We start from the raw sequence: 17,657 nt of genomic DNA, 5'->3' as shown, positions 1-17,657 counted from the left end.
GTGCTCGACGCCCCCGGGTTATGCTGGAGCGGCTCCCTTTTCTCAGGTTCGCACCCACTACCCAATCCATATTTATGGCCTCGAAAGCGCCCAAAAATTCGCAGCCATCCGCTGCTACAGCTCCCGCAACGGCACCGGCGGAGGGCGAACGCCGAGCGCTTCGTGGATACGTCGGCCAGTACGAGCGCGCGGGCGCTGCCATCTATGCCGCGCTTGAGCGCGACGAGCTGCTTTGGATTGGCGTCGCTGACCGCAACGCGGGCATTGCGGACGACCTGGTACTAGGATTCGATGGATTGGTGGTCGGTCACCAGTTCAAGACGTCCAAGTTCCCAGGCACTTTCACTGTTGAGACGCTGTTTACTGGTGCCAATGGTCTCTTGAAGCCCCTAGTTCAAGCTTGGCAGTGCCTGTCCAAGGACAACCCAGGAAGTCGCGTCGAGATTCACTTGGTCGTCAACGACTTTCCATCGGTTACCGACAAGCCAGGCGACGGCAGGCTACGGCACAGCGCTGCATTTCTCGAGGAGTTCCAACAGCATCCAAATCGGTCGCTGTCGGATTGGTCCGCGCGAGGATGGAGCCGACTGATCGACCACCTGCGCCGCGAAGCCGGCTTAAATGATGACGACTTCGAACAGTTCATGCATGCCCTGCGCGTGGTGTGCGGAGCTGCAGCGAACTTCATCCAGTCGCACAAGCTGAATGCGGAGCAGGCGAGACAGGCATGCGAGATTGCCAGCGTGCTGCCCAAGCTAGTCGCCGATGAACGCGACAAGGACAGGTGGACGCGTGACGAGCTGCTTCATGAGCTTGGATGGCGCGATCCCGCCAAGACTTTGCTCATCCATCGGTTCCCGGTCGGCGCCTATGTCCAGCGCAATCGGGACACTGAGGTCAAGCTACTAGCAGCGCTTCATGCCTCCAATCACGGCTACGTCTCACTCATAGGACCACCTGGCTCCGGAAAATCCACTCTCCTGCAGGTTGCGCTGGCCACTGAAGCAAGTGTCCGGCTCGTTCGTTACTTAGCGTACGTGCCGGGCGCGGCTCAAGGCGTGGGTCGTGGGGAGGCCGACAACTTCCTGACCGACGTAGGTACGCAGCTGCGGAACAGCGGTTTAGTTGGGCTTCGTCTTCGCGATGACTCGCTATCTGAGCGCCGCGAACAGTTCGGCGTCCTGCTACGGCAGGCTGGTGAGCGCTTCACTCGCGAAGGGATCCGTACAATCATCGTTGTCGACGGGCTAGACCATGTGCCACGCGAAGAACGGCCGACCAATTCGTTTCTGGGAGAGCTGCCTCTTCCCGCGGCAATCCCAAATGGGGTCGTGTTCGTGCTCGGCACGCAACGGTTGGATCTCGCTAATCTGAAGCCCGCCGTAAGAGCGCAAGCGGAGAAGAGCGAGCGACAGGTTCTCATGGGGCCTCTCGGTCGCGAGGAACTCACCTGGATGGCGGATGCGCTAGGCTTGCCTGCCGAGATTCCAAGATTGGATCTCAGCAATCTCACGCATGGCCACCCGCTGGCAACGCGCTACTTGATTCAGGCACTGCTGCACGCTGACGAAGCTGGTCGCAAGCACCTTCTTAGCGGCGGGATGCCGTTCGACGGCGATATTGAGACTGTATATTCAGCTGCTTGGCGCGAGATCGCAAACGATGTCGATGCCATGGATGTGCTGGGCTTCATCGCTCGGGCTGAGGCACCCATGGACCTGCGACTGCTGGCCACGATGGTCAAGGAGTCCTCGATTGAACGCGCCCTGGTCATTGCGCAGCACCTGCTCCGCAGTTCATCCCGGGGATGGAGCGTCTTCCACAACAGCTTTAGGCTGTTCGTCATCGCTCAACCGCGAACCCGCCTCGGGAGCGTCGACGCTGAATACTCGCAGCGCGTATACCGCAACCTTGCCCAGTTGGCGAAGAGCGCGCCACCTGAATCGGCACAGTACTGGCTTGAGCTGCGCTACCGCGCGCGTGCCGGCGACGGTGCCGATGTACTGGCATTGGCGATGCCCGCTCGCTTCAGGCAGCAGCTGGCTGACGGGCGTTCTATCGCCGAGATTCACGCCGACATCCGCCTCGCCCTGCTGGCAGTGCGTGAAACGCACGACGCGACCGCCTTTACACGACTGCTGCTGTGTCGTGACGAAGTGGATCGGCGCAAATCAGCCCTTGAGTACGCCAACCAACTCCCGCTGGCTATGCTGGCGGTGGGGAACATTGAAGCAGCTGTCTCCCTCGTGCAGGACTTCCCCAGCCAGGGCTACGAGGTCGTCGACGCCCTACTAGCGCGAGGCGACTTCGACCGCGCGAAGGAGCTGTTTGAAAGCCTCGAACCACTATCGCAGCTCCATACGCCCAAGTTCAGAAACTACGGGCACCAGCACAACATCAAGGAATTCGAAAGATGGGCAATGCGCGCCGTCCACTTCCGAGACACCGAGCAGATCCAGATAGCGATTGATCATCTCGCCGCAGAGGGTCTAAGGGAGCCGGAAACGGTGGATCCGCAATCTGCCGTAGCGCTGCGGCTGCATCTTAGGAGGGAAGCCGCAAAGGCGATGCTAGGTCAGAAGGTTGGCTCCGATCCTCAAGAACTATGTAGCAAGCTCGGAGTAGCCAACGAAGATAAGCCGTCGGTGATGGTTCACGCAGGGCTTGCGGCCAGTCGACGTGGCGACGTTGGGCAAGCGCTTGCGCTGTTTGATAGTGCCGTCGCTCTTCCCCGGTTCGGGGAGGTACCAAACGGCTACCGTCAACGGATGGCGCTGATCGCATTCGAAGCTGGCCGTCGTGACCTAGCCGAGGCCCTGTTCGACAAGCTGGTCGCACCGATGATCTCCATGTGCGACGACAAGACGGACCTGGCTGGGCTGGGCAATCTGGTCGGCGCAGTGATGCATCACGCGAGGCTTTGCACGCTGCTCAAGAGGCCACTGCCAAGCGTGACACCGTCGAAGCACACCTTCCTTCATCCACTCCAACAGCACGCTTCGACGATAGGTGTGCTTCTAGCTCGCGCTGCCGGCGTCAACGGGTCCTTATCGGCAGGCGGCATCCAAGGCATAGCCCGCACGTCCCTTGGGTATGTCCTACGTCTCGCATCAGAAGGCGGCAGCGAGTCATACCGTATCCAGCAGTCTTTGAAAGCGATCCCCACGCTCGTGCAAGCGCTGCTGAGGCTCGGCGCCGAGCGCGGTGAGACTGAGTATCGCGCGGTACTTCGGGAGGTTGACTCAGCCATCGCTTCATCGGCGTCGAAGGGAACTGCTTACCTGCGACGCAGATTGGCTGTCGATGCATATCGCGTTGACGGTGATCGTGCGGCGGCGGCGGATCGGCTTAATGCCCTCGTGGCGGAGCTTAAAGAAAGTACACCAAGCGAGCAGATCGACGGGCTAGCGAATCTAGCCATCGGGTTGGCTGCGGTCGGGGAGTTAGAGCGGGCGAATCAGTTGCTGGCGACGGTTCCTGAGCAATGCCTTGGCTATGCCTTGGCTCCCAAGAAAGACCCGCAGTACGCGATCTGGCGAAACACTCTAGCTCTCGCGAACGCGGCTGACCCGGAAAACCGTGTCAAGCGGGTCTCAGACCTGATGCGTCAGGTCGGTGGCATGACCAAAACGGAAGGGTCGTCGGCCGCGCGTCGCCTTACCATGGCACTGATTAAGGAAGCGATGCAGGTTGGACCTCGCTTCGGCTTCGAGGTGTCAAAGACACTGGCGGATTGGCATCTAATCGGCTGGCCGAATCGTGTCGACCTGCTCATGACGGGGATGGTCAGGCGAAACCCTGAACTCGTCTTGGCATGCGCGACCGTCTGGTGCGGTCTCTGCCTGCCATTCTATATGGAACCGCACTACCGGGATCCGTCCCATGTTGGTGACTTCATCGACGCCTCCGCGGACGCAGCCGGCCCTGACCAGATTGAACCGCTCGCTCTGATGCTGCTTGGGGCGGTCGAGGTAGCCAGCAGAGCGCACGAGAGAATCACGCTGCTCCAGCGCATTCACAAGGCTTCCGGAAAGCATGGATTCTCGTCGCCTGAGCTCGAAGCCGCCATCGCCCGGTGGACGCCAGAAGCGCCGGAGCCTCGACACTCGTATACGTCTAACAAGTACGCCTCGGAAGCTACTCTCGCGGATCTTGAACTCGCGTTTGAAGCAGATAGCGACGAGCTGAACCACAACGCCCCGGACCGTTTCGAAGAGCTGGCAGACACAGCTCCGATTCATCTGGCGCGAAGGGTCTTTGAGCGCTGGCAGGTATTGCAGGACAACGCACGCTGCCGTTTCCTGATGGTGAAGCGGTTTGCTGCAGCCGATGAGGTCGATTACGCCAAGAAGCTTATGCAAGGCTACGAGACAAGCAACGACCCCTGGAGTTCCTGGAGCCAAGGGATGGGTGGCGGCAAGTTCTTCTACTTTAAGGCGAAGAAGCTTCTGCACGGATCATCCACATGCCCTGCGGCCTTCGAGAACATAGTCGATTCAGTGACAACGGGCCAGGAGAATACCCAGGCACTGCTCACAGAGCTGGATTCGATACTGCCGGTCATCAGCTTGACGCCAGATTGGCCGGCTATCTGGTCGCTGATTGAGGAGCAGATGACCTGCACTCGCGAGTTCCAGTTGGGGCGACCCTTCCAGTCGAGCGAGCTACCACTCAGCGACACGGACCTTTTGGAGGAGTTGCTGCACTTTGCCTATCGACTTCCCATTGCAGAGGTTCAGCGGCACGCGCGCAATTGCGCCCTGAGCTTGGCAAGGCAAGTCGGACAGGGTCAATCTTTGTTCACATCCCTTATCCGGCGACTTATGGACGGTGACTTGGACGCCCCCTTGCAGGCACTCGGAACGCTGCTCGCTGCCGACAGCGCGAACCTCGAGCCCGTATTGGGCCGCGCCGTAGCTGCAATGGTCAGTCACCGTGACATTGCAGTAGCCGAGTCAGCCACGCTCTTGTCGCATCGGTGGGGGCTGGCTGTCTCTTTTGACGCGACGCCACTGCCGCTCTTCTATCTCCTCGAATTCAGTGACCTGCCAGAGAGCGACCAGGCATTCACGGACGAGAGAACTGGTGCAATGCGCGTCGAATCGCCGCTTGGCTGGACTCGTATGTTGCGCTCGACGGCACGTCACATTGCAAAGGCGGCAGACATCGAGGAGATGACAGTTCGCCGTCGCGCGGCGATGTTCATCCAGGATTGGGGTGGACTTGAGGCCTTCGGGCCCTCTGGTGTCAAAGAGCTTGAGGCTCAGCTTCGTGTCCTTGATATGCAGATCACTTACATGAAGCCACACGCCTACATCGCCATTGCTGCCCTTCGCCACGTCGCAGGGGAGCTGCGCCTGGCCGGCAAGTTGGAGAGCCGGGACAGTCCGATGCTGTTGGAGAGATTGGGCTACCCGCTTCCGCCTCGGCCATTGATGCTCCCGCGAGTTCGTCCCGAGTGGATTCGAAGGCCGCTGATTGACCGAAGTGCCGGTTGGTCCGAGCGAGAGCAGAAGTGGATTGACGAGGTTGACGGCGATGTTGCCCCTTTCCTGGCGCACTGCGACGGCCAAGTCGTGGCCGAGGTGTCTCGCTTCCATATCCACAAGGCACGACTGTCAGAGCACCGCTTCTACCGCTTTAGAGCACCTTGGGCAGAGACTGATAGTGAAGAGTTCGACGATTGTTACGCCAAGCTGCCCATCGCTGTTTGGCTAGGCCAGTACGTCCCACTCGACAATGATCTGGCACCAACGCTGGTAAGGCGAGTTGTCTGCTCCGTGGACATGGGCTTTGACACAGCGGCCAATCCGTTTGCATTATGCCCAAACTGGGTTGAGGGGCTTCGCTGGCGCGCTCATGACGAGACACCGAGCGTATTCTTCGATGCGAGCGGAACGGTGGTCGCAGAGCTTCACTGGTGGCGTGACGCTGGCCCGGTTGGAATCGATGCGGATTCTCTGTGGGGCGAGGGTTGCTACCTCGTTGTGACGCCGGCTGGCCTGGAACAACTCACCGCCGCTTATGGGAAAGAGTCCTTAGCCGTTAATGTGTTCGCAAGCAGGCATATAGAGCAGCCGAGTAATTGCGGGCAAACTCTCCTAAGAACGGCGAAGGGCGGATACTCGGTCTAAGGCCATCCATACTCCGCTTCGATCCTAGACGCTAAACTACAGGCTGTTATCGCTGACGCAGCCCTTCTGGCGTAAGAACTGGAACGACCGCTATGCGTCGGAAGCAGCCATTGCCCTACCACGATAGACACCCCGAATCCATGTTTGGCCTTGAGCCTGCTTCGGTCCATCGCTGTTGGAGCCAAGGCTGAACCTAAAGCCCATCCTTCCTGGGCGCATCGGATAAATCGGGAGAGACTTCAATATCTTCTAGCCGGTCACTCCCAGGATTCGCGCGGAGCCTGGAAAAGAGGCAGAGTCGAATCTTGGCGCTAGTCGAAGTGACACCATTGGTCCAGATCTCTCCTAGATCTTTGAGCGCAGCCTGCACCCACGCTGCCCCGCTGCCCGTTGAGGTAGCCGGCCTGCATACGCCCACGGCCCAGCAGATCCGACTGGGCCATGTTAGGCGTCACAACCTGGAGCGGCTCACCTGGCGATGCCAGCTGGCCCCATATCGGCTGGACCACGCAAAGCGCCGTCTGTCACCACAGGGATACGCCGAAGAACAGCGTTCATCCGGCGGTTCTTCGGCGACCTGCTACCAAGGACTTACTGGGTCCCAAGCTGCTTGAGTGACAGTCCCGCCTGAGTTGCCGCCCTGTTGCTGTTCGGCCACAGCTGATTGTGCCCGCGTAGAACCAATCAGTGTGCACAGGGTCCTTTCATCTATGTACATCGAATTCACAATGAGCCAACAGGACCGAGTATCTATGCGGGGCGCAACACCAAGATGACTAGCCGGCTCCATCTCACCCATACGCATCATTCAAAGCGCTGTTCCCGTCGACTGTGATCTTCCGCCTCCCTCTGTCGCTCTCTTCGCACTGTGAGCTCGATCCGTTCAAGCCTCTCCGCCACAAGATTCCTAACTTCGGCCAATGGATGCTCCAGCAGCTCAGCAAAAGCTTTGGCCCGAATTTCTATGATGTCAGCCAACGAGCTAGACCAACTCATGGGCTGGATTCCGGCAAACATCACATCGACGATGCATTGCTTGTCCACTGCGGCTTCCAGCAAGCCTTTGATGGACGCACTGAGGACAACGCGTTTGGGATGTTCTAGTGGTATATCGGTTGCCTCTACAGTTGAGTAGGCGCAGGTCGCTGCGGCAACACCCACGATCCGATCTTGATCACCTCGACACCAGGTAATCAACCGATCCACCGGCATACTATTGAGTGACGGCGAAGCACCTCCGAAACGACACTTGAAAACGCGATCAATCAAACGACGCTCCCTATCGTCGCCCGTGAAGATCTCTCCAAGGACAATCTCCGGGAAGTTGCGGAATAGCGTTGTCATGAGGACTTCGAAATCAGAGCTGCGAATTCTAAGATCATCCAACCCTTCGCAAAGCAACCTCACGATCTCCTCGACTTCCTGTTCTGGAGCAGACTCAGATAGGCACTGCTGGGCGATCCGCTTGGTCCCTCGGATGCGATTCAATTCAGTCTGTCCGCGCTTCCCCCCGAGTAGAGCGCGAATGGCGTCGCGCCCTGTCGAAAGGAGATCTTCACTCGGCACGTAGTTTCCGCCCCTCCCCGCGAAGAATCGCATTTCTAGCACACTAAGCGTGGTGTAGAAGCCATCATGGCGCTGGTTCAATATGGTGAACAGTTCCGCGAGCTCGCTGTCGGTAAGGGACTCGTGCATGCGGCCATAGGCAAGCTGTCCAAACCGCCACGCTTCGAACTCTTCCCCTCGAGCCAACTCAATCAGCATATTGAACCCCCATGGGCCAATCTTGATGGCGCTGAGCAGGTAGATGAAGAAGGTCCGCAACAAGGGATGATCTAGCACCCGCTCCAACATCACCATGGCCAAGCGGGGGTCGATATCGTTTGCAGCGCTGATATAGCCTTGAAGCACCTGTGGATTGAGCTTCGCAGGCGCCTGCAGTTGCACCAGGCTCAAAAGACGCTCATAAGTGGCAATTAGGTCGACGCTGCCTTGCGCCAGCCCAATGCCGAAAGGATGCAGTGCATCGAACTCGCCCGACCAAAGCCCTGGACCCAATCGCTCTAAGCAACCTAGCTCTGCTGCGGCCATCTCACCAAGAGAGATGACCTTCTCTTTGATCATCTCGTCACTGAAGGCTACTTGCCCCCCCTACTCTCGATGTGATCCCAAGTATTGGACAGCACATAGGCCTCGATCTCAGAATAGAGGTCGGATGGTGCCGCAACGCGCGAAAGTGACTCCAGCCGAGCCAGTAGATCAGGATGAGCTGAGTCGCCATCGAAGCCAAGCGTCTTCTTTACCGAGACCCACATCTGCGGCCATTCCCCTTTCGAAGCATGACTTCTGACTATCTCCTCGAGATCATCAAAACAGCCCGCAAACGTCCATAGTTCCCGGAAATGACCTGCCAGAAGTGAGCGCGCCCAGTCGCGAAGAGTCAAGTCATCACATGTCAGCACCGGTCGCAGCAAGTTCAAGAAGCCGATATACCACTCGAGCTCTTCGGCACGCGTTCGCGGCTGCCAGCCAGCATCACGTCTACGTGCACCGAAGTCGAACGCAGAGAAAGACGTCCAGTGCGTCGCTTCGAACGCAGCATGGAACAGCTCGGCTGCGATCTCGCGATGCCTCTCGGTGCCCGACTCGAGTAGCTTGCTGACAAACGCACACCGCCGTTCTGGTCGCGCCAGCGTACCTGACAGGTGCAACGAGAACAGATGCCGCATCTGTCCAACTATGCTGTCCCTGTTCTCACCTGACTTCTCGCCCTCGGAGAACTTCAGCATGACCGTCGCAGCACGATCAAACTTATCGTCGTCGTAAGCTAGCTGGTGCAGCAGGCGCACGAACAACCTGAAGTTTCGGTTCTCGCGCGAGGCAAAGCCTGGCTTGGTTGCGGCGTTCTCGATCAGCTGCAGCACGGTCTCCGGGAATACCGGCGCTATGTATAGCAATGCAGACAGCGTGCCTTCGTTACACGATCCAATATCATGCAGCGGTCCGCCGGGGCTCACCCAACTATTTGCCATCCGAACCGCAGGCTCGAAATCGTGCAGGTATCCCAGTCGATGCGCACATGAGACGAAAAGTCGGAGGTTCTCTGGCTTTAGCAGCTCGGCATTGATTGCATCGACAGGGATGTTCTCCAGCGCACGCTTCGCCAAACGATTGGCAAGTGCATGAGGAAGAACTGCTCTCCACTCACCACGACTCTGCGCGAGCTGACGACGCATCAACTCAGCCTGAGCCCGATGCAGACCACGACGATCGAGGCCAACGATGGCACTTAGGACGCCAAGCTCATCATTGAACTCGGACGAGGAGACATTGAAGGAATAGACGAGCGATAGCGCTTCAGCGCATTCCAGAAGTTCATTGGACGCTCCTTTTCGTTGACTGAACAACCTATGGAAAAGGTCCTCGTCGGAGAAGTTTGTCAACGTCTCATCTGCATCTACCCGGCTGGCCAGCGCGATCGCGATGCGCGAATTGCCGCCGGAAAATTCGGCGATTTTGCCCGCGTTCAACTTCCCGATGTCTGGGTGCCGCCGCTGGATCAGCATCGAGACCGTCTCCTCGCTGCACGGCTCGAGGTGGATCACTTCGGTTTCCTCAGGACGATCGTCCGAGATGTCGTACTCGATTGTCAGAAGGCTGAGCATCGCGCTACTTGCGGAGACCTGCTTCTGCAACTGCCGATGCACGTCTGGCGGGCAGTTGTCCAGCACCAATTGAACCGCATGATCGTTAGCAACGATGTATGAAACTAGCTCGGATGCCGTCGGTGTCAAGTTCTCACCCAGGTCGGCGTAGATTGCGCTAGCTGGTGACAAGGCCTCCTCACCAACGTTCGCCTCAAACAGGGCCTGCGCGAATCGCGTCTTCCCCACTCCGGAGAGGCCGGTGATGCGCACCGCACTACCGCGGCGGCGCAACCGTTCTCGAGCTAGATGTATACCCTCAGAAACAGGCATAGGAGTCTTTGCGCTCGAGTTCGCGTCAATCACGCAGGGGTGGTCATCAACAAGGAATGCGTCGTTCTGGGCTGGGGGAGTAGCTGCCCACCTCCCGAAAGGCCTCCAGCCGGACAAGGGGCGGCCGAGGCGCGCACGAACCCACAGCGCAACGCTTGGATGCCGCCGTAGCCAAGTCGCCAATCGATCTCGACCATAAAAGTCAACGCGCAGAGACGCTTTTCCAGGAAGGGTCTCCGCGACCGCCTCCATCGCCCGCACTCGACTCGCCAACATGCTGTCTGAACAATCGTCCTTGCCACTAACGATAATGTAGGCACCATTTCGATCGGCAAGATCTGCAAGTACGAGCTTTGGGGTGCCACCCTCCAACATCTCGTCCCTGCATGCCGCCGCACCCATAGCATGCTTCTTGACCTGGAAACCGCAGATCCCACGAGGAACAAAGCCGTCGTTGGACGGCAAGTCCATAGCCTCAATACGGACATCCAAACCGCCATCAGGTGCCTCCTGCGCACCTCCCCACATAACGCTCTTCGGCCGACGCCCCTGCTGGATTACCTCCGCTTCGCAAAGACGGGCAACCAATTCACGCAGATCGCCAGCACTGAGCGCTGTGATATCTACAGCATCAAGTTCAAAAAATCTCATGATTCCCTTCCCGCAATGATCGGGGCACGCGCATCAAGGCATTAAAGACGGCGCAAAGCAATTTGTCGCCTAGGTCAGACTGCCCAGAATTCTAGGAGCCTGGAAACTGTGGAAGGAGAACCTCCTGCTCCAGCGTCCCCGGATGCGTTTCCACATGAATGGCCAAGTCATTCCACCCGATGGATCGACAAGTTCGAGATATTGCGCTAGACACCGATTCAGCCGTTGGCTTGAGAGCGTAACCGAGACCAATGAGCTCCCTGGGATCCATCAACCACGGCTTCAGGGTGAACCCCGCCTCGGCGGCAGATCCTGCGATGACGGCGCCAATTCTCATCCCCCCTCATCCAAGTCGCCGAAATGAAACGCCTGAGTTGTCTGGCAAGGAAGTGATTTCAAGATCAGCATGTAGACCTGTCTCCAGGATGGGGACGGCATACCACCGGTATAGAGCAGCACGAGGCCGACTTGATCAGATGCAGCTTCAGCAAACTCATGGAATGTCTGTCGATTCTCTATGGTGAGAACACGCCAACTCAACACGGCTGGATTCGGCACGAATCCAGTGATGTGGGCAGGAGCGAAGCCGAGATATGGATGAACCACTCCCACCACCGTAGTCGACGTAACAACCGTAAGCGGACCTGAGATCAGTACGGGCAATGGTTCCTTGTGCAGGCCTATGGCCGAGAAGACCTCGCTACTATCAAGTCCAGATGGTGCAATAGAGTTGAACCAAAGCAAATCGATCCATTTCACGATGCCCTCCACTCGCTTGCTGTCACCAAACATCATGGCCGAAACCCGGCGCAACAGTTCGTCCCTGACGACACCTCGCCTTGCTGAAATGAGTCTGATTGCATCCAGTATTTGCGCTACAGAAGCATCGGTAGCCTCTTGCCCGCGAACCTTATGGCCCAGCGACCAGCGCTCAATGACCTCGGTCAGTACGGGGAAAAGGCCGGTGTGAGTGTCCAGCATGGAACGGGCCTCTGATACGGAATCACGACGAAGTCGTGCGCCCAAGAAGTTCGCCAGCTTTGCGAGGTTCAGTACGGCAACGCCCGCAACATCTAGAGGCGGCTGCACCATCACCTTGGCCTTGATTTCGATGGCTCCAGAGCGCTCAGCCAGTTCAAGTTCGGAACGAAACGCTCTTGCATCCTCGATGCTGCGCAGGCTGAAGAACTCTGGGCATGATGACTCCGTCAGCCTGAGAGCTATTCGCTCATCCTTGCCACGACTCACTGCATTCTGGGAGCGATTGAAAATTGACGTAAGGAAGGCCCGGGCTATAGTCATGCAACGACCCCTTCCCCATGGGGCATTCGACTTGCTTCAACACGCTTGAGCTCCTCCTCGAAAAGCTCGGGATGCTTGCGCCAGTTATCGGAATCCAGAATTACATGACCATCGTCATCAATGCGTACGTGTTTGATGGAGATAAGATCGTCGTCACGGTACATCTCGATGTAGGTATCCACCGATTCGTTGATCTTACCCAAGGCATCGTCCGGTGCCGCGACGATGGGCTGAAGGCCCAATGCCTTCAGGTACTCAAAGACGGCACGGGTATTCACTGAGTCAATCTTGTCACCCAACTCATCGAAAATTATCAGCGACATGCCGCCTTGATCACCGCGCAACTTTCCCAATGCGCGCGCCATCGACGCTGCAGCAACGATGAAAAGAGGCGCGCGGTGCTCGCCCCCGGAACCCTTGTCCATGCGCTTTGAGAAGTCGGTCACCGTCACACCATTGCTGCGAACGTCAATCTCGAAGTTGAAGAAATTGCGATAGTCCTCCAGAAGCCTGTTGGCCTCTGCATCCTTTCCCTCAAGCATCGCCCTGAACTCAGGAGGAGCATCCACCTGTCCAGAGAAGATATCCCCCTCCGGTCCCGCACCAGCCACCTTCAGTATGAATTTGTACAGCGACTCATGATCTTTATTGAGATTGGTGACGAAGTGATACTTCTCGTTGTTCGAGAATGGCGGCAAGCGCTCCATCGTACTGTTCAGCTCATTGAGCGTGCTGCGCATGCTGGCGAAGTGGTCGCTCAGGCGGGCGGCGATCTGCACCTTGAACGTTTGCTCTGCCGCTTCTGCAGCTTCCGCGGAAAGCACTTGGTAGTGATGGAGCTCGGATTCCTCTAGCCGTTGCTTCTCCTGAGCCATCGTCTCGCACATGGCACCCAAGTCGCCCACCGCGATATCCATCTGCGGATCGAATTGGTTTGCGTATGTAGACATGTCACTTGCCAAGGCCTGCACCTGGGAAGACAGCTGATTGCCACTTCTAACCGTAGCGTCACTAATCTTCGCCACAATCGTATGCAGCGATAGGCCGGAACCATCAAACTCATCGCGTTTTGTTTCGAACCACTCATCACCCACGTATTCATTGCGGCGACTGAGAGCCGCCTTTGAGCAGATTCCGTTGGTTCTATCCGCAAGCTCGTCTAGCCGTCTCTGTGCTTGCCGGAAAGCCTCACCATGAGTTCCGACGTCTCTGCTGCTTTCTTCCAGCTTCGACTGTGCTGCCAGGGCAGCTCGCCTTGCCTCTGTGATGAGCAGCTGACGAGCAAGGAGATCAGGTGCGCTTGCGATCTCTTGCATCGCCGCCTTTGCATCAAGCGCGGATTGCTCCTGAATGTGCGAGTTCAGCCATCTTTCAATGTCCTGGATACGTCCTTCAAGTCCCACCAACTTCTCAAGGGCTTCAACCAACTGGCGCGACCGGTTCGCCTCCTGCTCGCATTCGGCTGCGTTCTGCCCCAAAGTGCTGCGCTGCTGCCGAAGCACCGCCAGGCGATGGCTCGCATCTTGGCGTCCCAACACCAGTTCCGTTGCAGACAAGGGGCGTCGACGGCCGAAATCAGCACGTCCAGCCTGCTCGCCAGTACGGGTGAAGCCCTCTGGGCTATCCGTGGTGACGCGCTCCAATCGCTCCAGCCGGCCGAGTCGAAGACGGATATAGTCCACCGCCACTTGATTGTCACCCGCGATCAGGTGCGCGAGACCCATTGGCGGAACCACACCCATATCCGCCTTCGACTTCACCGGGTTCACCAACAGTACTGAATCCGGCTTTGTATCCCACGGAATCTTGTTGAAAACGGACAAGGCATCCTCAAACTTGCCGCTACGGACAACCAGGGCAGTGCGCGAACGACCAAGGAATCCCTCGATTACGGGTGCCCAGTCGGCATCTGTGACTGTAACCAAATCGCAGACGGGCGTGCACAGAAGTCCTTTGTCTCCAAGTATGTTCACAACTGCTTGGACGGCCGGCGGGAGTTCCGCTTTGCCTTCCTGGATGCGTTTGATCTGCTCGTTAGCGATCCTAAGTTCATTTCCAAGCTTGGACAGCCTCTGCTCGTCATGGTCTAGCTGACGCCGTGCCGACTGGATGATCGGAGCAACCCGCATGCTGGACTCGCGCAATGCTGCCGAGGCCTGCGAAACGTCAAGCACAAGCGCATCGGATACGGATGTACTGGAAACCGCATCAAGAAGCTCAACCCACGGCATCGCCAGATGCTGCCAGCCTCCGAGATCGGGTTTCACGCGGTTGGCCTTCTCGAAGCCCGCCACCACCTCGCGAATGGCCTGGGCCACGTTGGTTTTGATAGGTCTAAGTGATCTCTCTCGTTCGCTGGCCAGGTCACGGGCGGCACTGATCGCCGGATCTGCTGCTGATTGAAGCTCTAGTTCGATGTACACGCCGTTGAGTCGATCATGCTCCGCCTTGGCGCTGTCGACTGCATTCTGCGCTGCCTGATGCCTGTCCCGCGCTTCATGCAGCGTAGTTTGTGCCGCATCAACAGCATCCATGTGTTGTTCACGCTCATAGTCATCCAACAGCGCCCTATAGGTCGCTGCGTGCATCCGAGTCTGAGTAGCCTTATGACCGGCTGCGATCAAGCTTTTGACGTTCTCAAGCCTGTCCAGTGTTTCCAGAACCTTGGCTTGAAGCGAGCGCAGATTGTCGAGCTGGGAGCGGAAGTTCTTGAGCTCGATAGGATAGGCATCGACAATGTAATTTCGAACAAAGCTGCTGGTGTCAGGAACTTTCTGCAGATTAAGCGCATTCTTCATCGCTCGCCGAAAAGCTCTCGGGTCGATGCTGCCCCCTCCTTTGGGGCGCAAGGCGAACAACATTGCTTCAACCTGCTTCTCCGCCGACGGAGGCACTGCGAGCCTACCATTCACGCGACTGACTGCGTCCTCCATCAGCTTATTGAACGTTCCCCAGGCCAACGGCAAAAGTTCCGCCTCGGCGTTCGCTTCAAGATGATCATCTAACGCGAGCGCAACCCCTTGGACCACATAGCGCCCGTAGACGTGCAGCTTTGGGTCGCCCACTGACGCGCCCAGGGCCAGGCCAACCGAAACCGGCGGCAATTCGCCCTCAGTGTCGCGAAACACCATGGTCAAATAGGACGTCGCATTCTCACGAATATGCTCGTCACCGCGATAGTAGCCGAGGCAGTATTCGCGCACTGAACGCCCTCGAGTGCCTGATACCCCCCCTGACTGCGCATTGAGATCGATTTGATTCTGATCCCCTCCGTACAAGACGATCTGCATCGCATCCAGAATCGCAGATTTTCCAGATCCGTTAGGCGCCACAATGCCTGTTGCAGGGCTAAAGCTCAGGGTTTCGGCACGGAATAGGAAAAACTGTACCAAGTGAAATTTCTCAAGCAGATACATCGCCATCCTCCGTGACTTCATTCATTGCGTCGAAAGTAGCCGCATCCCCCTCACCTGCCACTTCCTTACGGAAGGATTCCAGATGGCTCAAGTATTCCTTCCGCAGCAGATCTCCGATCGCGGGATGGATGCGAACCTTCGCGAGCTGATTCCGTACATCGTCCTTGTCCTCAAAGGCAGCAATCCCCCAGCGCTTGAACTTGGTCATCAAAGAGCGGAAGTCCCCAGGCGAGGGAAAGTCCCTGCCCGTTTCCTTCTCGTAGTGCTCTTGCAAGTCAGGCAAATCGACGAAAGTTTCGCCATTTGGCTCTTCGCGCCCCTCGAAACGGACGCGATGATGAACGCCGGCGAGCACCAACAGCAGCAGGGTTTCGTCCTTGCTGGCTCGCTGTTGGGTCAGTACGTGCACGGGCCGCGCCACGATGTACTGGTAGTTGGTGTCGTGCAACAGCTCGATGCCAAGGGGACGAACTGCCTGCTCAAAGTCATTGATATTTCGGCTGACAATGCCGTAATCCTTCCGGGTCGCCCGGTCAGAGGCGGACAAGACCTGATGGGTTACTAGCCGATAGGCCGCCTGCTCGTAGTCCTGCTCTTCGTACATAGTGTCGCGGCTAAGCGCCTTTTCCCAGTGGCGTGCCATGTCATTTCACCTTGGTGATGTAGAAGTCCGGCATGTCCAAATACGGCCCGGCAATTCGTTCATCACCGGCGCTTTGGAAGCGATATCCAGGTAGTCGCTTTGAAATTCCTTCATGGTGCTTCTTTCCGAGGCCTGTCATTGCTTCCTGTGCGTAGGTGGACAGCGTCTGCACCATTCGAAATTGCTTGATACCGGTGATGGGAAGCTGAGACGCCCGGATCTGCCTACCTCCTCCCATGACACCCTGCAAGTACACCCTCACCTCTGTTGGCATGGCGGTACGCGCATCACGCGCACGCCTGTGCAGGTTCATCCGCGCCTCCTGCTCGGCTGTCATCTGCCGCGGAGAATCCGCGGTCCTGGGAATGGGCGGACGGGCGATGCGTGGTTGAAACAGGAGTTCACCGGAAAGCAATGCTCCGGGCCCAACGGGCATGGAGGCGTCGAAGTTCTCCGCAGCATTGACTCCGGCGATAGCCTTTTTGATCCGTCTCTCGAGCTGGCCCGGCGCGCGAAGCTGGTACTCGATCATGGCCAGCATGCGACGCTCGATATGGCGCTGATCCTGGCCCAAGCGATCGAAGTAGTCTTGCAGACGATAGACATTGCTCAATCGCCTGATCGCCTTCTCATAGACAGCCTCAGCCGTGCCTTTATCACCTTTGTAGCGTCGCTCGGCCAACCACACGATGATCCGTTCCCGATGATCCCCGTAATGGATTTCCTGAGTTAGGCTCAACACCTGCGCCTTTCGTGCGAGGGGGTGATCGGCGCCAGCCAAGTCCGCATAGTCAGCCATGACGTGCTTGGAAATGTAGTCTTCAAACAACCGACGGATAGCCGCCCCGGGGGTCGCGGACTTGAATATCTCGCGCTGCAGGGTACGCACGTTCAGACTCATGGCGGCAATCCCGGACAGAAGCGCATGGGCGCTGTCGCCGGCGTTTACGAAGTCGTCACCGTAGACATTGCTTGCAGGATCAAGCACCCGACGTAATGTGTCTTCAATGGAACGCATCTTCGCGCCCACCATCGCCGGCGTGTCTTCTGTGAAGACCTGCAAGGTGGCAAGGAAACGGCTTACCACAGCAGTCATGGACAGAGTGCGCGTGAGTCCCACCTGCTCTTCTTCGAACCAGCCATTCTCCGTGAGATGGCTCAAGTACATGTTGGCGCGAATGTTGAGCGGAGTGAGCTGGCCTACCCCCTCTTCTGCCTGCCAAGCGTCATCGTGTTCGAGGTAGTTCTCGATGAACTGCGTCAACTGCCGCCGTTCCCAGCCGGTCGCCGGGGGAACCTCAGCCTCTGGCCCGAAGAATTCTTCGTACAGACCCAAGAGCAGCCGCCAGTAGTTCTCCCGATTTGCCGAGGCCAATGGGCGAAAGAGTTGCGATGGCAGTACCTCAAACAGAGAGCTGGACACTGTGCAACTCCACAGAAGTTGGGCTATCTACTTCACATTAGCATAAACGCTAACATATCATAAACGCTAACTTAGCATCAATGCTAAGCTGCGTGTCATCTGACCCCGGCC

General features: G+C 57.6%; 7 protein-coding genes. 1 reads left to right on the top strand and 6 read right to left on the bottom strand.

The window, feature by feature from the left end; genetic code table 11:
* The first annotated feature begins 74 nt into the window (after nt 1-74).
* Nucleotides 75-6,134: a DEAD/DEAH box helicase family protein gene (locus tag ACZK3W_RS11395; protein WP_026070503.1), complete on the top strand. Its 6,060-nt coding sequence runs from the start codon at nt 75-77 to the stop codon at nt 6,132-6,134.
* Between the two features lie 804 nt (nt 6,135-6,938).
* Here ACZK3W_RS11395 and ACZK3W_RS11390 read toward each other — a convergent pair.
* The 6 genes from ACZK3W_RS11390 to ACZK3W_RS11365 all read right to left on the bottom strand — a co-directional run bounded on the left by ACZK3W_RS11390 (nt 6,939) and on the right by ACZK3W_RS11365 (nt 17,546).
* A complete protein-coding gene (locus ACZK3W_RS11390; protein ID WP_197577761.1) occupies nt 6,939-8,258 on the bottom strand; it encodes a hypothetical protein in 1,320 nt (439 codons plus the stop codon).
* A 14-nt stretch (nt 8,259-8,272) separates the two neighbouring features.
* Nucleotides 8,273-10,762, bottom strand: a complete 2,490-nt coding sequence (locus ACZK3W_RS11385; RefSeq protein ID WP_231347462.1) for a hypothetical protein — start codon at nt 10,760-10,762, stop codon at nt 8,273-8,275.
* Nucleotides 10,763-11,095: 333 nt separating this feature from the next.
* Nucleotides 11,096-12,064: a hypothetical protein gene (locus ACZK3W_RS11380; protein ID WP_478433961.1), complete on the bottom strand. Its 969-nt coding sequence runs from the start codon at nt 12,062-12,064 to the stop codon at nt 11,096-11,098.
* A complete protein-coding gene (locus ACZK3W_RS11375; RefSeq protein WP_158704768.1) occupies nt 12,061-15,480 on the bottom strand; it encodes an SbcC/MukB-like Walker B domain-containing protein in 3,420 nt (1,139 codons plus the stop codon). The genes ACZK3W_RS11380 and ACZK3W_RS11375 overlap by 4 nt, the downstream gene beginning before the upstream one ends.
* Nucleotides 15,467-16,123 (bottom strand): DUF4194 domain-containing protein, encoded by a 657-nt coding sequence (locus ACZK3W_RS11370; protein WP_017354467.1) that lies wholly within the window; start codon nt 16,121-16,123, stop codon nt 15,467-15,469. Before ACZK3W_RS11370 ends, ACZK3W_RS11375 begins: the two co-directional genes overlap by 14 nt.
* A 1-nt stretch (nt 16,124) precedes the next feature.
* Nucleotides 16,125-17,546: a Wadjet anti-phage system protein JetA family protein gene (locus ACZK3W_RS11365; RefSeq protein ID WP_049400904.1), complete on the bottom strand. Its 1,422-nt coding sequence runs from the start codon at nt 17,544-17,546 to the stop codon at nt 16,125-16,127.
* Between the last annotated feature and the right edge of the window lie 111 nt (nt 17,547-17,657).

It is taken from the genome of Stenotrophomonas sp. 80084_Sma (genome assembly GCF_056481995.1).
Note: the sequence above shows the minus strand (reverse complement) of the source record. Positions and strands in the feature narration are given on the sequence as shown.